Consider the following 22,155-nt stretch of genomic DNA (forward strand, 5'->3'; position numbering starts at 1 on the left):
ATTGCTGCAATTCCCAGGGGAATGATAAGTGGCCGGAGAGGAATCCCGGCCGCACGGTATGTGCGGGAGGGTTTCCCGTCGAGCCTGGGCCGTAGCTTAGCGCCAACCTCTGCGACTCCGCGCACCACAACCCCGGCGACCGGTTGACGTGGGACGGAAGCCGTCCGGGAAGGGGTCCTCACCCAGAGGTCGTGGGAGCCGATCCGCCCGACCTTGTTCGAGCGGAGCCGGTACGGCGGACCGCCCGGCCGAGCGCTGCGGAGGCCGCCTGGGCCGAGCGAAGCTCCGTACAAAATCCAAATAAGCACGAAATTTCGGGACAACCCACTACAGCACGAGAATCCAGCCTCATGACGGCTTAAAGATTGCGGATATACCGGAGCGTGTCGACGGACGAAGTGTATTCCCCCTGGTGGAATACCGTTGTTCCAGGCAGACGCCGCTTAATGTAAGGATCGCGCTGTTCTGCGGGGCCGGTGAAAGACCGGTGATTGTGCGCTCCATTCCGATCGGCGTGAGGCTGTCGCACGGCCCCCGCGGGTGTCACGGCTTCGAATTCCTTGGCGGGTTTCACGCATGAAGACGGGATGTGCGCCGATGCGAGAGGCAGAGCCGATGCGAGAAGCTGAGGAGGATCGGCACTGCTTCGGGCAGCCGGAGGAGTCGCTCGACGAGCTTCTCCGGGTGGTCGCCCGGGGGGACGAGAAGGCATTCGAACGGCTGTACGCGCAGACCTCCGCCCGGGTGTACGGGCTCGTCCGCCGGATTCTGCGGGACTGCGGGCAGTCCGAGGAGGTGGTCCAGGAGATCTTCATGGAGGTCTGGCGGACCGCCGCCCGGTTCGACCCGGCGAAGGGGAGCGCGGTGGCGTGGGTGATGACGGTGGCGCATCGCCGCAGCGTCGATCGGGTTCGATCGGAGCAGGCGGCGCACGAGCGGGAGCGCGGGGCGGTCGCCCTTTCCCCGGAACGCCCGCACGATCACGTCTCGGAGAACGTGGAGGACCGCTTGGAGCACGAGCGGGTGCGCCGGTGCCTGGCCTCCCTCACCGACCTGCAGCGGGAGTCGATCACTCTCGCCTACTACGAGGGGTACACCCATCAGCAGGTGGCGCAGGTCCTCGCCATCCCGCTCGGGACCGTGAAGACCCGGATGCGCGATGGGTTGATCCGGCTCCGCGACTGTCTCGGGGTCGGGGCCTGAAATACGCTCTTCACTTTAAGTTGCAAATCCTTGACGCCAAGTAGCAATCCACTTGGTCCGGTGCCTCCGAATCCGGAGCGTGGAGACATGCCCGTTCAGGCTCGTCCACGGCGAGGCCGCGCCGCCAGGCGGCGTGCACACGGCGATGGTGCCGATTCCGGTACCGCCCGCCTCGATTGCCAGAAAACGATTCAGCACATGGAGGATCAGGTGAAGAGGAAGATACTCGCCGTGACGGTGTGCGGTGCCGCGATGGTGCTGACCGCCTGTGGGTCGAGTGGTACGGCGTCGAGTGGTGCGGCGCAAAACGCGGCGACTGCCCCGATGCCGGAGGTATCGTCTCCTGCGCCCGAGTCGTCGACGCCCGGCGCGCCCCCGATTCCCGGCAAGCCGTTCGGTCCCGCCTGCGCGGCGATCCCCGAGACGGGTAAGGGCAGCCTGGAGGAGATGGCCAAGGAGCCGGTCGCCACGGCGCTGGCGTCCAACCCCGAACTGTCGGTGTTCACCAAGGCCGTCGACAAGGCGGACCTGGCCGAGAAGCTGAACAAGAAGGAGGACATCACGGTGTTCGCCCCGACCAACGAGGCGTTCGCCAAGATTCCTGCGGATCAGCTTGAGAAGGCCATGAAGGACGAGACCCTGCTGACCAAGATTCTCAAGTTCCACGTCGTGGAGGGACGCAAGACCCCGACCGACCTGCAGAACGGCAGCTTCACCACCCTGGAGGGCGGCACGATCACCACGTCGGGCTCCGGACAGGAGTTCAAGGTCGACGACAAGGCCAACGTCGTCTGCGGCGACATCAACACCAAGAACGCCACCGTGTACGTCATCGACTCGGTGCTCATGCCTCAGTAGGCGACATCGTGACGAGGGGCCGGGACTTCCCGGCCCCTCGTCACGGCCCCCGTCGGTGGGTTATCGAGGGGAGTCAGCCGATACGGGCGCAGGCGCGTTGTCGTACTCGATGAACGGCGTGAGCAGGCCGGGAACGGCCCGGTCGGCGAGCGCCAGCCCCTCGTCGAAGGCGACGTCCACCACCTGGTAGGCACCCGACCCCGCCGCCGTGGTCGCCTCGACGGTGAGGAGCCCCAACCGCCGCTGCAGAATCGACTGCTTGAGGGTGAAACCGACGATTCCGGTACGGCGGAGCGAGACCTTCCGGCGGACGAAGGTGCCGGAACGCGCGATCAGATAGCCGCCGCTGAGCCGATGACCAAGGCTGCGGTAGGCGTCCAGGGCCAGCAGGAGCGCCGGCGCGATCAGGGCGAGCGTGACGTAGGGCGCCCAGGCGGGGACCACCGGAATCCAGAGGGCCGCCAGACCCGTTCCGGCCGTAAGGATCACCGGGGTGACGACCGCCCCCACCAGCCTGCGCCGTCTGGCCGTGGGGGGATGGACGCGCAGCCGTACCGGCTCCTCGCCCACGGGCACGTCCCCCAGAACCTCGGCGCCCACTCGCTCGGCCAGATTCACGGGCAGGGGAGGGGCGAGCGCCTTCGCGCTCTCGGTCGCCCCCTCCTCGTCCTTCTTCAACCCGGAGGCGATCACGTTGACCCGGGCGCCGCCGCCCCAGCGGAGCGGGAGCGGTTCGGCTATCTCGACGCCGCGCAGCCGCTTCGTCTTCAACGTGATCGACTTGGCGGTGAGCAGTCCCCGCCGGATGCGGAGCGTGTCCCCCGACTCGCGCTCCAGCCGATACTGCCACCACGCCTCGGCGAAGAAGACCAGCGAGGCGATCAGGCCGACCAGCAGGTTCGCCGCCACGGCCACCACCACCATGAGCCAGATCGGCAGCGCGGTGAACTCCGCCCACAGGGTCCGCACGACCTGCATCTCCTCGGGTTCGCCGACCGTGTCCAGCGCCCGGTAGATCGCGAAGACGAGGGCGGTGCCGCCGACGAACATCCAGACCGTGAGGGGGGCGTATCGGATCCACGCCCAGTTCAGGGTGAGGATGGCCGGGTCGGCTTTCCCCCGCGCCTGCGCCTGCTCCTGCGCCTGGACCGCGGCGGGTGCGGCGGAGTCGAGCAGTTCACGGCGGAGTTCCTCGGCCCGGGCGAGGGAGATCGGGTCGAGTTTGAACTCGTCCTGGGAGTCGCCGCCGGTCTTCTCCCCGGTCCCCACCACGACGCTGCGCAGACCGAGGACGCGGTGGACCGGTTTGGCGGTGAAGTCCACCACGCGGATCCGATCCCGTGGGATGAACTGGTGTTTCCTGATGAACAGGCCCGACCGGAGTTCGAAGCGCTCGGGGGTGACCCGATACCAGGTGACCCGCCAGTAGACGAAGTCGAGGGCGACGAACGCCGCGATGGCGAGGAGGGCGAGTCCCACCACCGCCGCGGCGATGAGCGGGATCGTCAGGTCCCGGTTGAACAGGAAGACGACGACCGGAACGGAGAACAGGGGGACGGCCTGCGCCACGGACAGCACCGTGTAGAGATGGGTCTTGCGGTCGAGCCGCTCCCACCCCCGGGTTTGCGACTCGCTCATGTGGCGTCCCCGGGAGTCGCCTGGGTGATCTCGGTCAGCCGCCGGGTGAGTTCGGCGGCGAGCTCCTGATCGAGGCCGACGATGCGCAGCGCACCCGCGGTCGAGGCGGTGGTCACCGTGACGTCGGAGATCCCGTACCGGCGCTGCAGCGGACCCTGGGCCGTGTCCACGGTCTGAATCCGGGACATCGGGGCGATCCGCCACTCCTGGAAGATCCATCCGGTCTTGGTGTAGACCGCTTCGTCGGTGACCTCCCAGCGGTTGAGGCGGTAGTGCATGCGCGGCACGATCGGGATGGGGATGAGCAGGATCAGCGCGAGGACGACGAGTCCGGCGGTAAGCCAGATCACGCCCGATGTGAAGATCAGGTGGAGCGTGGTGAGCACGGCCAGGAGGGGCACCGCGAACAGCAGCGACTGCACCGTCCACCAGATGACGACGCGGGGGTCGGCCTGATGACGGGGGGGCCGCAGGTTGACGCCGTTCATCACGTGTCTTCCTTCGCCTTGCCGCGACTCCTGGACTCGACGGCGAGGAGGAGGGCCACGCCGAGGGCACCCAGCGCGATGCTCGCGTAGATCTCGTATCCGTCCAGGAAGGTCAGATGGTTCACGAGCCACCAGCTCTTCGAGCCTCCGGCGAGGTTGTTCACGAGCCCGCCGACCGCCTGGATCAGGATGAGCGTCGTGAGGAGCTGCAGGAGTCCTTTCATGATTCCATCGTGGCGATCCGGGCGGTTTACCCACACCTTTCTTAGGGAGGTGCGGCATCGACTTTGGTTGGTATCTCGCAGTCCCGCAGTACACCTAACCTCATGGCATGCGCAGGCCGGAGTATCAGACGCTGCTCCCCGCGGGGTTGCTCGACGGTCCCCGGCACGGGGGGCGGGTCCGGCGTTCCACCAGGGATTGGCTGGTCGACATCCTGTGCTTCCTGTTCGCGGTGGGCGCCGGTCTGGCGATCGCGCAGGATGTGGCGAACAGCCCGACGATGACCGGCGGCCGCCTGCTCGTCGAGCAGATCGTCGGCGGACTCGCCTGCGTCGCCCTCTGGTTCCGGCGTCGCTGGCCGGCGGCCCTCGGGCTGGTGTCGGTGCCGGTCACCCTGGTCTCGGACCTGGCGGCCGGTGCCGTCATGGTCCTCGTCTTCACGGTCGCCGTCCACCGGCCCTTCCGCTGGGTGCTCGTCATCGGCGGCCTGCACATCGTGACGGTCGTGCCTTATTTGGTGTTGCGTCCGGATCCGGCGACCCCGATCTGGATGACCGTGCTGATCGGCACTCTGATCATCGCCGTCGTCTCCGTCTGGGGGATGCTGGTCCGCGCCCGCAGGGAGTTGGTGCACTCCCTCAGGGAGCGCACCGTCCGGGCCGAGAGCGAGGCCGCGCTCCGGGTCGAGCGGGCCCGCCAGCTGGAGCGCCAGCGGATCGCCAGGGAGATGCACGACGTGCTCGCGCACCGCATCTCCCTGCTGAGCCTGCACGCGGGGGCGTTGGAGTTCCGTCCGGACGCCCCGTCCGAGGAGATCGCCAGGGCCGCCGGGGCGATCCGCACCAGCGCGCATCAGGCGCTCCAGGACCTGCGCGAGGTGATCGGGGTGCTGCGCGGCCCGTACGGGCAGCCGGACGGCACGCCGGAACGCCCGCAACCGAAGCTGGCCGATCTCCCGGCGCTCATCGAGGAGTCCCGGGAGGCCGGCGCCGAGGTGACCTTCGACATCACGCTGGAGGACCTGGGCTCCGTCCCCGAGGGCCTCGGCCGCAACATCTACCGGATCGCCCAGGAGGGGCTGACCAATGCCCGCAAACACGCTCAGGGCAGACAGGTGCGGGTGACCGTCGCGGGCTCGCCGGGTACCGGCCTCGCCGTGGAGATCCGCAACCACCTGCCGTCCGGCGGAGTCACGGAGATCCCCGGCACCGGTACGGGACTCATCGGGTTGAAGGAGCGGGCCGACCTGGTCGGGGGAAGTCTGGAACACGGACCGACGCTCGGCGGGGAATTCCGGCTCCGGGCGTGGCTACCCTGGTCGGCATGAACATCAGGGTCGCGATAGTGGACGACGACGCCCTCGTCCGGGCCGGGTTGTCGATGATCCTCGGCGGCACCGACGACCTGGTGGTCGTCGGCGAGGCCGCGGACGGGGCCGACGTGCCCGACCTGGTGAGCCGGCTCGAACCCGACGTCGTGCTGATGGACATCAGGATGCCGAAGGTGGACGGGCTCACCGCCACCGAGCGGCTGCGCGGGCGGGAGCGCGCCCCCGAGGTCGTGGTGCTGACGACCTTCAACGCCGACGCGCACGTCCTGCGGGCGCTACGCGCAGGGGCGGCCGGGTTCCTGCTCAAGGACACGCCCCCGGCGGAGATCGTCGCGGCCATCCGCAAGGTCGCCCGGGGGGAGCCGATCCTGTCGCCGACGGTCACCCGGCAGCTGATCGCACACGTCTCCGGGGGAGAGGACGACTCCCGGCGCACTCGGGCCCGGGAGCTGGTCGCCCGGCTGAGCGAGCGGGAGCGGGAGGTCGCCGTCTCGGTGGCGCAGGGCAGGTCCAACGCCGAGATCGGCGCCGAGCTCTACATGAGCGTGGCCACCGTGAAGGCCTACGTCTCCAGGATCATGGCGAAGCTGGACATGAACAACCGGGTCCAGGTGGCGCTGCTGGTCCACGACTCCGATCCGTACTAGGCGAGCAGGTCCTCACGTCTGCGGCGGAACCGGCCCGCGGCGTCGTGCCGTCCGAGGACCGTCATGATCTCGCTCATCGTGTCGAGTGTCTCGGCGAGCGAGGGGCGGTGCAGGTGCGGGTCCTCGCTGAAGAGGCGCTCTTCGATGGCGAGCGTCCGGGCCATGGCGTCCAGTGCCTCCAGGTGCCGCCCGCGCATCCGCAGATACTCCCCGAGCCCGCTGAGGAGGACCGACAGGAGCAGCGGGTCGGGGTCGGGTGCGCTCTCGTGGATCTGTACGGCGCGCCGCGCCAGCCGTACCGCCTCCGCGTAGTTGCCGAGTTTGGCCTGGCAGAACGCGTGTCGGCTGACGGCGTGGGCGTGTTTGCCCGGGTGGGTGCCGAGTGCGGACCAGAGCATGTCCGCGTAGTTCATGACCCGGGAGGCGTCCATCGTCCGGTTGATCTTCAACAGGTTGAGCCCGAGCGCCACGTAGGCTTCGGCGAGCGCCCGGTCGGGCTCGTCGCCGAGCCGCTCCTCCAGCAGCGCGATGAGCTGGGCCGCCGCGTCCGCCGCGTCGTCGTATCTGCCGATCTTGGACAGGTGGCCGCACATCCGGCTGAGCGAGCACTCCAGGTCCGGTCCGATCCCCAGAGGGTCCCGCTCGAAGAGTTCCCGGCGGATGGCCACCGCCCGCTCGATCGCCGCGGCGGCCTCGGCACCCCGGCCCAGCGCCCCCAGGTAGGCGGTGGTGTTGTACAGCACCAGGGCCACGCCGGCCGGGTACTCCGGCAGGTCTTCGAAGATCTCCAGCGCGCGCTCCGCCGTACGCAGCGCCGCGTGGTTGAGGCCGAGCGCGCTCTGCTGGACGCTGAGGCTGTTCAGCGCGTTGGCCAGGCCGGCCCGGGTGTCGGGGTCGGTGAGGTCGAGCCGCTCGTACAGGACCACGGAGCGTTGCGCGGCCGCCGCCGCGGCCTCGGGCCGGTCCGTCGCGCCGAGCCGGGTGCAGCGTCTATTCCAAGCGGCGGCCAGATCCGCGACGATCTGGTGCGCCGGTAGATCCGTCAGCGGGGCCACCCTCACCTGTGTCAGGCTACTCTCAGGATGGCGTTCATGCCGGGCGGTTGTCGTCATCCATCCGCCCGAATACGAATCCGGGGTGAATCACCCGCATCATCCCGATGACGGATACTTCATCACGATTGCTGGGCCATAATGGTGACTCCGGTCGGTGAAAACCACGGAGCCGTCGTCGATCTGGGAGATCTGTGAGCCATCAGCTCATCAGCGGTCTTGTCGTGTCCGTGGCGCTGGCGGCGGCTCTTCTCGGGTGGCGGCGGCGCTGGGGGCCCGCGATCGTCTTCGCCGTCCTCATCGGGGCGGCCTTCCGAATCGTCGTCCTCATCCTCGCCTCCCGCGACATCTGGGTCCCCTGGGACTTCGCCGCGGACTTCCGGGAGACCGCCGAGAACGTGATCGCCGGCCGGGACCCGGTACGCGAGATCCGGGAAGGCGGCTGGCACTTCCTCCCCCCGATGGCCTACGTGATGGCGGCCGAGTACCAGCTGGGAGTGCTGATCGACCTGCCCTGGCAGGTCGTCGGACGGTTCGCCCCGGTCCTGGCGGACCTCGCGCTCATCCCGCTGACAGCCAGGCTCGCGGGCAGCCGCCGGGCCGGCTTCCAGTACGCCGTCAACCCCGTCGCGATCTTCGTCAGCGCCTTCCACGGGCAGATCGAGCCGGTCGCCCTCATGTTCGGAGTCGCCGCGCTCATCCTCGCCAGGCAGGGCCGGGCCGTCACCGCCGGCCTCGCCGTCGGCATGGCGATCTCGGTGAACAGCTGGCCCGTCCTGCTCGTCCCCGGGATCCTGGCGGCCCTGCACGGCCTGCGGGCGCGACTGATCGGCCTGGTCGTCGCCGGACTCGTCCCCGTGCTCTGGCTGCTCACCATGCCGCTGGAAAACCTCGGGCTCCTCCTCAGCACCCGCGCCGTCGTCGGAGACTGGGGGTGGACCGCGATCCTGCTCGGTGGCGATCAAGCCCTGCACCCGCTCTACGGCCGGATCGGGACCACACTCCTGCTCATCACCATGGGCCTCGTCTGGTACCTCTGGCGCCGGGCCGACCCCATCGTGCTCACCTCCGCCATCCTGCTCGCCTTCTGCGTCGTCACCCACCGGCTCGGCGTGCAGTACCTGCTCTGGTTCATGCCCTACCTGCTCGCCCGGCCCACCGGGCTGTTCAGCGGGCAGACCGACCTCGCCGACCCCACGGCCAGACCCGGGTGGGAGGTCCCCGCCCTGTTCACCGCGGCCGGGATCTGGGCCGGCTGGGGATACCTGGTCCTGCTTCAGGCGCCGAGCGACGCGGTCTGGTGGGCCTGGCACCGGCCCTGGGCCCTCGCCTCCGTCGTGGTCCTCGCCACGATCGTCCTGGCCATGCCGTGGCGCGCCCGCCTGCGTCCCGGCCTCGCCGACGGCGCCGCCCCCGGCCGTACCGGAGCCGTCCGGTGACGCCGACCGCCCGGCGGCACGAACGGCGGCTTATCCGGGCCGGGAACCCCTCGCTGGCCGCGCTGCTCACCCTGGCGCGGGTCACCGGACCCATCAGGAAGATCCCCCGCGTCGGCTGGGTGGTGAACGACCCCGTCGTGGCCCGCCGGATCCTCAACGACTACGACCATTTCACGATGGTGGGGGAGGGCGGAGTCGGGCACCTGTGGGGACAGCTGTTCGGTCCCGCCTTCGCCGCGTTCTTCGGCGGACAGGGCCACGCCGACCTCAGGGTCAAAGCACGGGACATGTTCACCGAGGTCAAGTCGACGGCGCTGGTCGACCGGGTGCTCACCCCCATGCTGTCCGATGTACGGCGAAATCTCGCCGAAGGCGACCGCGTCGACGTGGTGCGGACGGCCAAACTGATGACCGGCCGGGTCGTGGCCGACGTACTCGGTCTGGAGTTGCGCGACCGGGACGAGGCCTACCTGAGGCTGTTCGTATCCGGGGAGCGGCTCGCCGCCCTCGCCCTCGGCACCCAGGTCTCCACCGTGCTCGCCCCCGAGACGATCGAACAGGCACGATCGGTGGTCCGGGAGATCACCGGAGGAGTCGAGGAGGCCTACCGAACCCGTGGTGCGGAGACGATTCTCGGCCGCAGCCGGGAGATCGGCCTCGACGTGGAGATCGCCAAGGCGCTCGCCACCCTCGTGACGATCGCCGGCACCGAGACCGCGGCCTCCGCCATGGCCCGTACGGTCGCCCTGCTCGCCGACACCGGGCAGACCGCCGCCCTCCTCGCGGACCGCTCCCGAATCCCCGACGCGGTACGGGAAGGACTCCGGGTCACCTCCGCGGCGCCCGTACTCGGTCGGCACGTGGCCAAGGACGTCGTGGTCCAGGGCCGTCGGCTGCGCGCCGGGGACCGGATCCTGCTCGCCGTCCACACCGCCAACAACCGCCCCGGCGGCTTCGACGTCACCCGCCCCTACCTTCCGGAAACCCGCCAGCTCTGGTTCGGCGCCGGCCGCCACCTCTGCCTGGGCGCCGCCCTCGGCCGAGCCCAGCTCACCCGCCTCCTGGAAACCCTCACCGCCGCAGGCCGCCCTTGGCGGATCGAGTCCCGCACCCCCGCCAGGAAAGTCCTGGTCCCCACCTACGCCACGCTGACAATCCGGATGGCAGAGTAGGCGTCTTCTCTCGTCCTCTTTCCCATTGCCCTTCTAATGCAGTCTCATCACGCCGGGGCTACCAGATTCGCGGTGGCGTTTCGAACCCAAAGGTGCCTTTGGGGCTACGGATGGTTTGGAGCGAGGAGGCTGTGCTGGAACCCAAATTTCCGGGGACTCGGTGGATCTGGGCAATCCAGCTGAGGGCAACGACCCAACGATGCGCCTCTCTCTTTTGCTCGCGCAGCAGTCTTGACGATTTGATATTCGAGCATGACCATCAGAGAACGACAATATTCCAGAATTCCAGAGAGGTCCGAGCATGAAACTCACGTTTCTCGGCAGCACCTCCGACGACGGGCAGTGCCCCACTCTCTACGCCACCGATCGTGGAACCTATGTCGTGCAGGGTGATCTTGTTACCGACCCGGAGGCGCTTGGCCAGCTTCGCAACGTCCTGCCCGGGGAGAGCTTCGTCGAGATTCCCGCGGAGCTGCTGCGCTTCGCCCCGGGGTCTTGAGTGCCGCTGCTCACCGCTGAGGAGTTCGGCGCCCTGTGGGACGACTTCCGGCACTCCGCGTTCAAGTTCGAGGTCCGAGACCGCTACTCCGTATCCTCCGAGCAGGAGTCGCTGTCTAGGTTCCTGGCTGATGAGCCGGATCCTGATCGAGCGAGGCGGCCGTGGCTGGCTCGGATGAAGACGGCCACGCAGCAGGGGAAACGTATCGAGCGGGTGCGCGTGGTGAGTGAACCGCATTCGGATTACGTGCGGTGGCTTCTTGCAGGCGGGCCGCTCAATGCCGAAGCGGGCGAGGACATCCGCTATCTGCCCCGTCCCAAGACCGAAGGAAGCGGCCTCCCCGGCTACGACTTCGCTCTTTTCGACTCCCGACAACTCGTTCGGCTCCACTTCGACGAGAACGACCGGCCCCTCCGGCATGAGCTCGTCACGGATCCGGCTGTGGTGGTGCGGCACTGCTATTGGCGAGACGCCGCCTGGCATTACGCCGTGCCGTTCGCGCGATACGCACAACAGCGGTAGAACATCCACCGTGCCACGAGTTCAGGAAGCCAGGGAGGCACTCGGCCGACAGCTCCGCGAGCTACGCCGGAATGCCGGACTTACCGGTACAGCGCTCGCGAAACTGCTCGGCTGGCCGCAGTCCAAGGTTTCCAAGATTGAGAATGGTAGGCAGACGCCGACCGAGGCCGACATTCGCACCTGGGCAGTGGCGACGGGAGGCGAGGATGCGGCCACTCCTCTGCTGGCTCGGCTGGAGACGCTGGAGAGTATGTACGCCGAATGGCGGCGGCGGCTCGGCGGCGGCACCGCAGTACGTCAGCGAGCCAGCATCGCCTTGGAGGCGGGAGCCACACGCATCCGGGCGTTCGAGACCACCGTGATCCCTGGCCTGCTTCAGACGCCTGACTACGCCCGATATCGGCTCAGCCAGTCGGTGAAGCGCCACGGGGTCGTCGACGACGTCGACGAGGGGGTACGTGTCCGCATGCAACGTCAGGAGGTGCTGTACCGGCCAGGCAAGCGGTTTCACTTTGTGATGACAGAGGCTGCTCTGAGGTATCGCCTATGTCCTGTCGAGGTAATGTTCGGGCAGCTCGACAGGCTCATCGCCCTGTGCGCAATGAGCACCATTCGTGTGGGAATCGTCGGCTTTGGTGCCGAGTTGCCTGACTCGCCCAAGCATGGGTTCTGGATCTTCGATGATCAGATGGTGCTTGTGGAGACAATCGGTGCAGAACTCACGCTGAAAGAGCCTCGGGAGATCGGTCTCTATGCTCAGGTTTTCGATCGCTTAGCCTCGGTTGCCGACTATGGGAGTGAGGCTAGGCGGCTGCTGACCAGGGTCATCGATGAGTTGCCAGGCACGGGATGAATTCTTGCTTCTTCTCCCGCCTGAACACTATTCCAAGGAATTCGAATATTCGAGAATAATCCTTGTTGGATGCCGGCTCGCGTTTTACCGTCACGATCGTGCTCCTGATGCGCAGGACGGCGCGACAGGAGGTCTGCCCTTCCCGGGGCTGTGATCGCCAGCACCATCCGGACCTCAGCTGGAATGAGGCGAATGCGATGACCGTGCTCACCGAACCCGCCACTGGTCTGCTCGCGGGCTGGTACCTTGCGGCCGAACTCACCGGCCGCTGCCAACTCTCCTGCAGCCACTGCTACGCCTCGTCCGGCCCTCTCGTCGGCCATGGCGCCATGACCGGCGACGACTGGTGCCGCCTCATTGACGAGGCCGCGGCCCTCGCCATCCACGAGGTGCAGTTCATCGGCGGCGAGCCTACCCGGCATCCGGAGTTCGAGCGCATCCTCACCCATGCCATCGACAAGGTTCAGGTGGAGGTGTTCACGAACCTGTACCGGATCAAGGAATCTCTGTGGGAGCGGCTGGCCCGGCCGGGCGTCTCGCTCGCCACGAGCTTCTACAGCAACCAGCAGTCCGAGCACGCCCGGATTACCGGCCGCCACGACGGATACGGCCGCACGCGCGCGAACATCATCCGCGCGGTCGGCCTCGGCATCTCCATCCGGGCCGCCATCGTGGACATGCTGCCCGGCCAGCACATCGAGGAGGCCCGTACCGAACTCTCCGCGCTTGGCGTCACCAGGATTCGTGTGGACCGGCTCCGCGGCATCGGCCGAGCCGCAACCCTCACCGCCGCTCCGGACCCGTCCCAGCTGTGCGGCCGGTGCGGCGACAAGCGGCTCGCGGTTTCCCCCAGCGGGGATGTCACCCCGTGCGTCCTGTCCCGCTGGATGATCACCGGCAACGTCCTCGCCCAGCCGCTCGCCGCGATTGTTGGCGGCCAGGCGTGGTACGAGGCTCTCACCCGGATCCCGCCCGTCACCGGCGTGTGTGACCCCGAATGCAATCCTGCCAGTGACGGCGCCGACTGCGCTCCTGCTCAGCAGGTCGACGGACAATAGGAGAATCGCCGCCATGGATTGGACCCCCCATGCCGCCCGTCTCGCCGAGCAGGTGACCAGACCGCGGTCACGATGGCGAGACCCCGTTGCGCGTACTCCCCGGCATCTGCTCGTGCCGCGCTGGTGGGCGCCCGGACCGGACGGGCGACATGTGGTCGACGGACCGGCCGACCCACGCGCATGGGCGTCGTCGGCGTACGGTGATCGCACGCTGGTCACCCGGATCGGCGGTCTGCACGCGGACGACGCCTCCGCCGAGGACCGGCCCCGAGGCAATCCGACGTCGTCGGCGACGCTGCCGAGCCTGGTCCTGCGCATGTTCGGCCACGCCGACCTGCACGACGGCGTCGACGTTATGGATGTGGGGGTCGGCTCCGGATACGGGGCCGCCCTGCTCACGGCCCGGCTTGGCGACCGGCGGGTGACGAGCGTCGACGTGGACCCGTACCTGGTGAAGATCGCCACAGAACGACTCGACGGGATCGGTCTCCGTCCGGCTGTCGTGACGGTGGACGCGACCGGCCCGCTTCCCGGTGAGTACGACCGGATCGTGGCCACCGTGTCCGTGCCGCGCATCCCCGCCTCGTGGCTGGAATCGCTCCGCCCAGGTGGCAGGCTCGTCACCACCGTCGCCAATATGACGATCATCATCGTCGCGGACAAGACGGCGGACGGTGGCGCGGTCGGGAGCGTTCAGTGGGACCGTGCCGGGTTCATGGTTGTGCGGCACGGCGCCGACTACCCCTCCCGGCCGGAAGTGTTCGAACGGATCCGCGACCGCGACGGCGACGATGTTTCCGTCGGCCGGTACCCGGTTGTCCAGGTGATCGAGGCGTGGGAACTCCAGTCGATGCTGGAGGTGGTCGTGCCTGGCGTCTCCCACTGGTATGAGGAAGGAGAGGACGGCCGCCGCACGGCGTGGATGGCGCATGCGGACGGCTCGTGGGTACGCGCCACGGCCCTCCACGACCAGCCGCCGACCGTCCACCAGGGCGGCCCGCGCCGCCTGTGGGACATCCTCGACGGGATCCGGCACCGGTGGCTGGTCGAGGGGAGCCTGCCCTTGTACGGGGCGAAGGCCGTGATCACCCCGGATGGGGCGATCAACCTTCAGCGGGGCGGCTGGAAGGCCGTCATCGGATAGCGCGCGTGGGGCCTACTCCGTAGTCACGATCAAGGCGGTTGTCACAGCTGGTACAGCCGAGGTTCTATTGCGGGGTTCCCGGGCTCCGGCCGTAAGAGCGGCTGGGCCTTAGGTGCTGGTCACGCTACGTCCGCACTTCTCGCGCCGCGCTGTTTGCGGCGCGAGAATGCGCGCGACGGTTCGCGCCGGACGCCCTTTGTCCGGCGCGAACCGTCGCGGTCAATGTCGAAAGTACTGTTCTTGTAAGCCGGATCGTGCCTGACGGGGTATCGCGCGTCCGTTGTTGTCACCCGAACCGTGCCCGGCCGGTCGACCCCTGCGGTGCTTACTCCGGGGAGCTCGCACCACAGGGGAAACACCTATCAGTGGCCGCGGACGGCGCGGAGGGCGTTGATTCGGCCTTCGCCGAAGAAGCCGTTGCGGGTCGCGGTGCCCTCGCAGGTGTGGGTGGCACGGACCTCGCGGAAGGTGCCGTCGGCCTGGAGGATGTAGCGGACGTAGGTGTGGGCAGGGGGCGAGGGGCACGCCACGTCGTCGGTGGTCCGCTTGAGGATCGCCTCGGTGACGGGCGCCGGGAGGGTGAGCCCGCCTCGGGCTCCGTCGCGGACGCCGTACTTGCTGACGATCAGGGCGGCGACGCCGGCCGCGTGCGGCGAGGCCATCGAGGTGCCCTGGAGGTACTGGTAGTACCCGCAGGTCGCCCCGTCGCAGTCGCGGATCACCCAGGGCACGTTGGGCGTGCCGTCGGGGTTGAGGTGCCCGTTCTGCTCGGCCATGTTCCGCGGGTAGGCGGCGAGGATTCCCTTGCTGCGGTCGATCTTGTTGTCGGCGGTGTCGTACGTGTCGCCACCGGGGGCGGAGATGTCCACGAAGCCGTTGCCGTAGCTGGAGTAGTAGGACTTGCGCCCGCTGATGCCGTTGGCGGAGACGGAGATGACGTTCTCGGCCTCGGTCGGGATGGAGACGCAGCTCGGCGGGATGGTCCGGGTGTAGGGCGCCTCACCGGGCACGGACGCGAAGTTCGGGCTGCCGGTGTCGATGTACTCCCTGGTGTAGTCGGCGGCCTGGTTGCCTGCGGCGGCGACGAGGGTCACGCCGCGCCGGTGCGCGTAGTCGATGGCCCGCTGGGTCGCGGTGATGACCGTCTGCTGCTCCAGCCGGTCCGCGGGCGAGTCCGCGGGGTTGTCGACGCAGTTGAACAGCCACGGGTCCAGGTAGTAGCTCATGTTGACGACGTCGATGCCGACTCGGGCGGCGTAGGTGAGCGCGTCCAGGGTGGGCTGGAGGAAGAAGTAGCCGGAGTCCTGGCCGACGCGCAGGTTGACGATGCTGACGCCGGGGGCGACGCCGGACATGCCGATCCCGTTGACGGGCGAGGCGATGGTCGAGGCGACGTGGGTGCCGTGGTCGTTCTCGTCGACGTCGCTCGGGTCCTGGCAGGACTGGTCGGGCTCGGCGGAGCAGGGGCCGTCGACTTCGTCGCCGTTGGCGTCGACGGGGATGTCGACGGTGAAGTTCCGGCTGAGCCTGCGGTCGAAGTTCGGCGCGATGTCGGGGTGGCTGCCGTCGACGCCGGTGTCCATGACGCCGACGCGGACCCGCCGGTCACCGGGTTCGACCCGATACGACCCGTCGACGGTGGCCTTGATCTGCTTCATGTCCCACTGGAGGCCGGCGAGGGGTTCCTCGTCTCCGCCGGCCTGCCCGGGGCGGGTGGCCGTGCGGGTGTCCTTGCGGGCTTCCCGTTCGACGTCTCTGGCTTCGACGGCACGCTTGAGGGCGTCGCCGGTGAGCGGGGTCGACTTGGGGACCGAGCCGATGGACCGGTTGTGCGCGACTCCGGCTAGAGCGTCCTGGCTCCGTGCGGCGTTCGCGAACCCGGCGTCGCGTGCGGCGACCGTGGCCACCCCGATGTCGGTGTTCTCCTTGAGGATCGTTCCGCCTGCCGCCTTGATCGCTTTGTGTGCGGCGGCCGGTGCCACGCCCTCCTTGTAGAGGACGACGTATTCGCCTGCGCCGGCCGTGGCGGCGGGTCCGGCCTGGGCGGGGGGTGTCGCCAATACGCCGGCTGTGGCGGCGGCGACGATGAGGATGAGGACGCGCTTCACCCACACCTCCGAGTCGATGGGTTAGTGTCATACCCTCATTTCACGGATTACGAAGATTGTAAAGATTTGTCACGTCGGTAACCCCGGTCACTGGGATACGTTTTCATAAACCGATTTCGGTCGGGCGAATAAATGAAGAGGAGACCGCCGGATTCCCCGGCGATCTCCTCGGTGGAGCGATGTGATCCGACGACCTACGGGAGCTTCCAGTCGACCGGCTGGGCACCCTGCTCCTCAAGGAGCTGGTTGGCCCTGCTGAACGGGCGGGAGCCGAAGAACCCGCTCCGCGCCGAGAGCGGGCTGGGGTGCGCGGACTCCACGCACGGCACCGGCCCGAGCATCGGCTTGAGCGATCGGGCGTCGCGTCCCCACAGGATCGCGACCATGGGGGTTCCCCGGGCCACCAGCGCGCGGATGGCCTGCTCGGTGACCTCTTCCCAGCCCTTGCCCCGGTGCGAGGCGGGCTTGCCGGGCGCCACGGTGAGCACCCGGTTGAGCATCAGGATGCCTTGCTCGGTCCACCGGGTGAGGTCCCCGTTGCTCGGCTTGGGATGCCCGAGGTCCTCGACGTACTCCTTGTAGATGTTGACCAGGCTTCCCGGGAGCGGGCGCACCTCCGGCGCCACGGAGAAGCTCAGGCCCACCGGGTGGCCGGGGGTCGGATAGGGATCCTGGCCGACGATCAGCACCCGTACGTCTTCGAAGGGCTGCTGGAAGGCCCGTAGGACGTGCTCTCCGGCGGGAAGGTACTGCCGTCCTTCGGCGATCTCCTGTCGTAGGAAGTCGCCCAGCGCGCTGATGCGCGGGGCGACGGGTTCGAGGGCTTCCGCCCAGCCTGCATTGACGAGTTCATTCAGTGGACGCCCTGCCATAGCCGTTTACCCTAGCGCCGCGCACCGACATGAGTACCCCATTTGGTAGGGCCTCGCCCGGTCTCACCCACCCCGACGGTGAGACCGGGTCCGGCCGTCCGGACCGCTACTTCACCGAGCCGGCGAGCAGGCCCCGGACGAAGTAGCGCTGGAAGGCGAAGAAGAGGATCAACGGCACGATCAGCGAGAGGAACGCGCCGGGGGCGAGGATGTCGACGTTGGTCCCGAACTGGCGCATCTGCGACTGGAGCGCCTTGGTCATCGGCTGGTTCTCGGTGTCGGCGAAGACCAGGGCGATCAGCAGGTCGTTCCAGACCCAGAGGAACTGGAAGATGCCGAGTGAGGCCACGGCGGGTTTGGCGAGCGGGAAGACCACCGTGGAGAAGATCTTCCACTCGCCCGCGCCGTCCATCCGGGCGGCTTCGAGGAGCTCCCGGGGGATCCCCACGAAGAAGTTCCGGAGCAGGAAGATCGCGAACGGCAGCCCGAACGCCACATGAAAGAGCACCACACCCGGAATAGAGCCAAATATCCCGAGAAATCCGTACAGCTTGGCGATGGGGATCAGGGCGATCTGGATCGGGACCACGAGCAGGCCGACCACGACCAGGAAGACCAGGTCCCGGCCCGGGAACTCGATCCAGGCGAAGGCGTAGCCGGCCATCGCCGCGATCCCGATCACCAGGACCGTGGACGGGACGGTGATCCACACCGTGTTCCAGAACGACGACGTGAAGCCGGAGCTCAGCAGGTTGGTGTAGTTCTCGAAGGTGAGCTGAGCGGGTTTGGTGAAGAAGGTCCACCAGCCGCTGGCGTTGTTGTCGGTCTCGTCGCGGATCGAGACGACTAGCAGCCCGAGGGTGGGCAGCAGCCAGAAGAGCCCGATCAGGATGAGGAAGACCTGGATCAGCCCGCCTCCGGCCCGGCCGGCGATCCGGGCGGCGAGTCCGGGGCGCGGGGCGGCGTGTGCTCCTGGGGCCGTCGCCGTCGTCATCATTGCTCCCGCCTGAACCGTCGGACGTTGAAGAACATGAACGGCAGGACGAGGACGAGAAGGAAGATCGCCAGCGCGCTGCCCAGTCCCTGGTTCCCACCCCCGCCGAACGACACCCGCCACATCTCCAGCGCGATCACGTTCGCGTCGGGCTGGACCGAGCCCGGGGCGATGATGAAGACGAGGTCGAACACCTTGAGGACATTGATGATCATGGTGACGAAGACCACCAGGAGCACCGGGGAGAGCAGTGGAACGGTGATCTTCCGGAAGACCTGCCACTCGGTGGCCCCGTCGATACGGGCGGCCTCCAGCGCGTCCCGCGGGATCGCGGCGAGCCCCGCGGCGATCAGCACCATGGCGAATCCGGCCCACACCCAGATGTAGGCGCCGATGATCGCCGGTGTGATCAACGTAGGCCCGAGCCAGGTCAGGCCGTTGAAGGGCGCCTCGAAGTTGGCGGCGGGGAGCCGGACCGTGTAGGAGCCGGGGGCCAGGCCGGTGATGGCGAAGGTCCCGTTCGGCTCGGTCACGGCCGTCCCGGCGACCTTGCCGCCCGCGACGGCTTCCACACTGACCCCGCCCAGGCCCTTCTCCGCCGAGTCGATCGTGTTGACCGCGCCGGGGGAGCCCGGGGTGAAGTCCAGCCAGACCGTGCCGGTGATCTCGCCCGGCCGGGCCGGCGCGCCGGCCGCGGGGGTCTCGTCGGCGGGAAGCGACTCACGGTTCAGCCCGACGAGCGGGAACAGGACCGACTGGCCGGGCTGGGTCGGCTGCCGCAGGACCACGGCGCCGTCGGCGACCGTGGCCGGGGCGAGGTCGTTCTCCCGCGGGCGGGCCCCCGGATATCCGGTGTTGCTCCGGAAGACGTCCGCGACCGTGGTGATCACCGCGTTGGCCACACCGCGGTCGGGGTCCTGCTCGTAGACGAGGCGGAAGATGACCCCGGAGGCCAGGAGCGAGACGGCCATCGGCATGAAGACGACGAGCTTGAAGGCGGTGCCCCAGCGGATCCGCTCGGTGAGGACGGCGAAGATCAGGCCGATCACGGTGACCACGATGGGGGCGACGACCACCCAGATGACGTTGTTGCGGATCGTGACGAGGGTGTCGGGGTCGGTGAAGATGGCGGTGTAGTTCTCCAGCCCCACGAAGCCGTCGCCGCCCGCGTCGTAGAGGCTGCGGACGACCGAGTAGGCGATCGGGTACATCACCAGCGCGCCGAGCAGCACGGCGGCCGGGAGCAGGAAGGAGACGGCCAGGGCGGGTGAAGGCCCAAGCCTGGCCGGGGCGGTGGGGCGCGGGGGGTCGGTGGCCGGAGGGGCGGCCCCGCGGACGGCGTCGTCGCCGTCGCGCGGGTCGCCCCGGCCGTCGAGCGGATCGGTCACGGCCGTCCGTCCTCTACTTGTAGGCCTTGGCGGCTTCGGCCTCCAGCTTGGCCTGGATGCCCTTGATGTCGGCGGGGCTGCGGAGCAGGTCCTGCAGGAGCTTCCACTCGCCCTTGCCGTCGGTGCCGCCGAAGGCGCTCGGCGCCAGGTCGGACATGTCATACCGGACGGACTCGCCCGCCTGGATGATCGTCTGAGCCAGCTGCCTGGTCAGCTCGGACGGGTAGTTGTCGGGGGAGACGTTGCGGTTGGGCGAGAGGTAGCCGGGGAGCTTGGCCCAGACCGAACCGCCTTCGGCCGAGGCGAGGTACTCCAGCAGGGCCATGCCGCCCTTGGAGTCCTTCAGCGCCACCGCGATGTCGCCGCCGAGGACGACGGGGTCGATCGCCCCGACCTTCGGGAACGGGAAGATCTTGGCGTCTTCCCCGACCTTGGCCCCGGACTGTACGGCCGAGGCGGCGACGAAGTCGGCCTCGATGACCATCGCCGCCTTCTTCTGGCCGTACACCTGGGTCACGCAGGTCGGGAAGTCGGTCTGCAGGGCCCCGGAGGAGCCGCCGAGCATGAACTCCTGCTTGCCGAAGATCTGCGTGATCTTCTCCAGCGCCGTCGTCACCGAAGGGTCGGTCCACGGGATCTCGTGCTTGGCGAGCTTGTCGTAGTTCTCCGGCCCGGCGCTGGAGAGGTAGACGTTCTCGAACAGGTCGGTGAGGGTCCAGCCGGAGGCGCCGCACAGGGCGAACGGCGCGGTGCCCGAGTCGGACAGGGCCGGCGCGGTCTTGCCGATCAGATCGTCCCAGGTGGCCGGGGGCTGGACGCCCGCCTCCTCGAAGGCCGGGACCCGGTACCAGACCGTGGACTTGTGCGCGGCCTTGACCAGAACCCCGTAGACCTGGCCGTTCGCCGAGCCCAGGTTCTTCCAGTAGGGCGTGTAGTTCGCGTCGATCTGCTTCTGCACCTCGGCGGTGAGCGGCTTGAGCGCCTTGGCGTCGGCGTACTGCTGGACGAGGCCGGGCTGGGGGAGGATCGCGATGTCGGGCGGGTTGTTGCCCTGGATCCGCGGGCCGAGGTAGGCGCCGGTGTCCTCACCGGTCGAGGCGTAGGTGACCTTCGCCCCGGTCTTCTCGGTGAAGGCCTTGAGCACCTGCTCGAAGTTGGCCTGCTCCTCGCCGGTCCACTTCGCCGCGACCTCGACGGTCACGCCTTCCAGGGACTTGGCCGCGGGGGCCGATCCACTCGCGGCGGGACCGCCCGCCGGCTCCTGGGCGGCTCCCCCGCAGGCCGCGACGGCCAGGCAGAGCCCGGACAGGACGGCGGCCGTCTTGAGGATCTTCATTGACGCCTCACTTAGGGTGTTCGAAGGATTTCGTTGAGCTCGTGTTTGAGGGTGGAGAGGGTTTCCTCCACGGAGCCGCGCCCGTTCAGGACCGCCGAGACCGAGTTCGCTATCGCCAGGCTGATCTGGTTGTAGTTCGGGCTCGTGGGCCTGGGGCGGGCCGACAGGATGCTCTGCTTGAGGGTGGGGAGGTACGGGAACCGCTTGATCAGGGCCGGATCGTCGTAGAGCTCCGCCCAGACGGGGGGAAACGACCCTTCGACCAGGACGCGCCGCTGGTTCTCCAGTCCGGTGAAGTAGCGGATGAACTCGTGGGCGGACTTCTGGCGCTTGGAGAACGCGCTGACGGCGAGGTTGCTCCCGCCGAGTGACCCGGACCCCGGACCGGTCAGGCCCGGGAGCGGGGCGATGCCGACCTTGCCCGCGACGGGTGAGTCGGGGCGGGTCGCCGGGCCGTACGCCGGCGGCCAGTTCCGCGCGAAGAGCAGCCTGCCCTCCTGGAAGGCGAGCCGGGACTCCTCCTCCTTGTAGGTGAGCGACTCGGCGGGGATCCAGCCTTCGCGCAGCCCCTGGACGAGGAACTCAAGGCCTGGGGCCGCGCCCGTGAGCAGGGCGGTACGGCCGTCCCGGCTGAGGATCTCCCCTCCGGCGGACTGCACGGCTTCGGTGAAGTTCACGGTGAGCCCCTCGTAGGGGAGGAACTGCCCGGCGTAGCCGCCCACGCGATGCCGTCCGGCCAGTTCCCGGGCGAGCCGGCGGAGCTCGGCCCAGGTCCGCGGCGGCTTGGCCCCTTCCGCCGCGAGGATGTCGGAGCGGTAGTAGAGCAGGCCGGTGTTGCTGGTGTACGGCACCGCGTAGAGCTTTCCCCGGTACATCGCGGTGCCGGTCACCGGCGCCAGGAAGCGGTCGAGCGGGAACGCGGCGGGGGAGAGGGGGATCACCCAGCCCGCCTCGGCGAACTCCGCGGTCCACATCACGTCCAGGCCGAGGACGTCGTACCGGTCGCTCTGGGCCTGCAGGTTGGCGACGAGCTGTGCCCGCTGCTCGTCGGCCGCCTCCGGGAGTTCGATGAGGGTGACCTCCTGGCCCGGGTGGGTGGCGTTCCAGGAGTCGAGCAACGGCTGCAGGTATCGGGTCGTGTCCTTGCCGGTGGCAAAGGTGATCGGCCCGGATCCGGCGGTGTCGCCGGTCGGGGAGCTCCGCCGGTCCGCCGAGCATCCCGTGATCACACTGATGACCAGCAGCAGCGTGACCAGGACAGGGGCTCGCCGCACAGCGTCCTCCGGGGTGGGTCTTCCTACATTCGTGTTATGTAGGATCAGATGCATTCAT

At 68.5% G+C, this 22,155-nt stretch carries 21 protein-coding genes; 11 read left to right on the forward strand and 10 right to left on the reverse strand.

Annotated features, from left to right (window positions below; translation table 11 throughout):
• The first annotated feature begins 615 nt into the window (after positions 1-615).
• The gene (locus RUR_RS22930; RefSeq protein ID WP_283137220.1) at positions 616-1,203 is read left to right on the forward strand and encodes a sigma-70 family RNA polymerase sigma factor; all 588 of its coding nucleotides are present in this window, start codon (positions 616-618) and stop codon (positions 1,201-1,203) included.
• Positions 1,204-1,413: 210 nt separating this feature from the next.
• Positions 1,414-2,061: a fasciclin domain-containing protein gene (locus RUR_RS22935; protein ID WP_283137221.1), complete on the forward strand. Its 648-nt coding sequence runs from the start codon at positions 1,414-1,416 to the stop codon at positions 2,059-2,061.
• A 60-nt stretch (positions 2,062-2,121) separates the two neighbouring features.
• On the opposite strand, the gene RUR_RS22940 is transcribed toward RUR_RS22935, so the two are convergent.
• The 3 genes from RUR_RS22940 to RUR_RS22950 are packed head-to-tail and all read right to left on the reverse strand — an operon-like array spanning position 2,122 to position 4,411.
• Positions 2,122-3,699 carry a PH domain-containing protein gene (locus RUR_RS22940; protein WP_283137222.1) on the reverse strand — a complete coding sequence of 526 codons (1,578 nt, stop codon included), beginning with the start codon at positions 3,697-3,699 and terminating at the stop codon, positions 2,122-2,124.
• Entirely contained in the window at positions 3,696-4,187 is a 492-nt protein-coding gene (locus tag RUR_RS22945) for a PH domain-containing protein (protein WP_283137223.1), read from the reverse strand. Before RUR_RS22945 ends, RUR_RS22940 begins: the two co-directional genes overlap by 4 nt.
• A complete protein-coding gene (locus tag RUR_RS22950; protein WP_283137224.1) occupies positions 4,187-4,411 on the reverse strand; it encodes a hypothetical protein in 225 nt (74 codons plus the stop codon). Before RUR_RS22950 ends, RUR_RS22945 begins: the two co-directional genes overlap by 1 nt.
• 107 nt (positions 4,412-4,518) lie before the next feature.
• On the opposite strand from RUR_RS22950, the gene RUR_RS22955 reads away from it, so the two are divergent.
• The gene (locus RUR_RS22955; protein WP_283137225.1) at positions 4,519-5,736 is read left to right on the forward strand and encodes a sensor histidine kinase; all 1,218 of its coding nucleotides are present in this window, start codon (positions 4,519-4,521) and stop codon (positions 5,734-5,736) included.
• On the forward strand, positions 5,733-6,386 hold the full coding sequence (locus RUR_RS22960; RefSeq protein ID WP_283137226.1) for a response regulator: 654 nt from the start codon (positions 5,733-5,735) through the stop codon (positions 6,384-6,386). Before RUR_RS22955 ends, RUR_RS22960 begins: the two co-directional genes overlap by 4 nt.
• Here the strand turns inward: RUR_RS22960 and RUR_RS22965 are convergent.
• Positions 6,383-7,447, reverse strand: a complete 1,065-nt coding sequence (locus tag RUR_RS22965; RefSeq protein ID WP_283137227.1) for a tetratricopeptide repeat protein — start codon at positions 7,445-7,447, stop codon at positions 6,383-6,385. The two genes, RUR_RS22960 and RUR_RS22965, sit on opposite strands and share 4 nt — an antisense overlap.
• Positions 7,448-7,632: 185 nt before the next feature.
• Between RUR_RS22965 and RUR_RS22970 the strand changes: the two genes are divergently transcribed.
• From RUR_RS22970 to RUR_RS23000, 7 genes are all read left to right on the forward strand, one after another.
• Positions 7,633-8,877, forward strand: coding sequence for a hypothetical protein (locus tag RUR_RS22970; RefSeq protein ID WP_283137228.1), 1,245 nt, complete (start codon positions 7,633-7,635; stop codon positions 8,875-8,877).
• Positions 8,874-10,049 carry a cytochrome P450 gene (locus RUR_RS22975; RefSeq protein ID WP_283137229.1) on the forward strand — a complete coding sequence of 392 codons (1,176 nt, stop codon included), beginning with the start codon at positions 8,874-8,876 and terminating at the stop codon, positions 10,047-10,049. Before RUR_RS22970 ends, RUR_RS22975 begins: the two co-directional genes overlap by 4 nt.
• A 301-nt stretch (positions 10,050-10,350) precedes the next feature.
• Positions 10,351-10,548 (forward strand): hypothetical protein, encoded by a 198-nt coding sequence (locus RUR_RS22980; protein WP_283137230.1) that lies wholly within the window; start codon positions 10,351-10,353, stop codon positions 10,546-10,548.
• On the forward strand, positions 10,549-11,070 hold the full coding sequence (locus tag RUR_RS22985; protein ID WP_283137231.1) for a DUF6879 family protein: 522 nt from the start codon (positions 10,549-10,551) through the stop codon (positions 11,068-11,070). It begins immediately after the preceding gene.
• A gap of 10 nt (positions 11,071-11,080) precedes the next feature.
• Entirely contained in the window at positions 11,081-11,923 is an 843-nt protein-coding gene (locus RUR_RS22990; RefSeq protein ID WP_283137232.1) for a helix-turn-helix domain-containing protein, read from the forward strand.
• Positions 11,924-12,120: 197 nt separating this feature from the next.
• Positions 12,121-12,981 carry a radical SAM/SPASM domain-containing protein gene (locus RUR_RS22995; RefSeq protein WP_283137233.1) on the forward strand — a complete coding sequence of 287 codons (861 nt, stop codon included), beginning with the start codon at positions 12,121-12,123 and terminating at the stop codon, positions 12,979-12,981.
• Positions 12,982-12,994: 13 nt separating this feature from the next.
• Positions 12,995-14,125 (forward strand): methyltransferase domain-containing protein, encoded by a 1,131-nt coding sequence (locus RUR_RS23000; RefSeq protein WP_283137234.1) that lies wholly within the window; start codon positions 12,995-12,997, stop codon positions 14,123-14,125.
• Positions 14,126-14,487: 362 nt separating this feature from the next.
• Here RUR_RS23000 and RUR_RS23005 read toward each other — a convergent pair whose 3' ends face one another.
• From RUR_RS23005 to RUR_RS23030, 6 genes are all read right to left on the reverse strand, one after another.
• Positions 14,488-16,233: a S8 family peptidase gene (locus RUR_RS23005; protein WP_283137235.1), complete on the reverse strand. Its 1,746-nt coding sequence runs from the start codon at positions 16,231-16,233 to the stop codon at positions 14,488-14,490.
• A gap of 194 nt (positions 16,234-16,427) precedes the next feature.
• Positions 16,428-17,105: a uracil-DNA glycosylase gene (locus RUR_RS23010; protein WP_283137236.1), complete on the reverse strand. Its 678-nt coding sequence runs from the start codon at positions 17,103-17,105 to the stop codon at positions 16,428-16,430.
• 106 nt (positions 17,106-17,211) lie between these two features.
• Entirely contained in the window at positions 17,212-18,099 is an 888-nt protein-coding gene (locus tag RUR_RS23015) for a carbohydrate ABC transporter permease (RefSeq protein WP_283137237.1), read from the reverse strand.
• Positions 18,099-19,487, reverse strand: a complete 1,389-nt coding sequence (locus tag RUR_RS23020) for an ABC transporter permease (protein ID WP_283137238.1) — start codon at positions 19,485-19,487, stop codon at positions 18,099-18,101. The genes RUR_RS23015 and RUR_RS23020 overlap by 1 nt, the downstream gene beginning before the upstream one ends.
• A gap of 13 nt (positions 19,488-19,500) precedes the next feature.
• On the reverse strand, positions 19,501-20,823 hold the full coding sequence (locus tag RUR_RS23025; RefSeq protein WP_283137239.1) for an ABC transporter substrate-binding protein: 1,323 nt from the start codon (positions 20,821-20,823) through the stop codon (positions 19,501-19,503).
• An 11-nt stretch (positions 20,824-20,834) separates the two neighbouring features.
• The gene (locus tag RUR_RS23030; protein WP_283137240.1) at positions 20,835-22,097 is read right to left on the reverse strand and encodes an ABC transporter substrate-binding protein; all 1,263 of its coding nucleotides are present in this window, start codon (positions 22,095-22,097) and stop codon (positions 20,835-20,837) included.
• Positions 22,098-22,155: the final 58 nt, after the last annotated feature.

The organism is Rhizohabitans arisaemae, assembly GCF_025996515.1.
GTDB lineage: Bacteria > Actinomycetota > Actinomycetes > Streptosporangiales > Streptosporangiaceae > Rhizohabitans > Rhizohabitans arisaemae.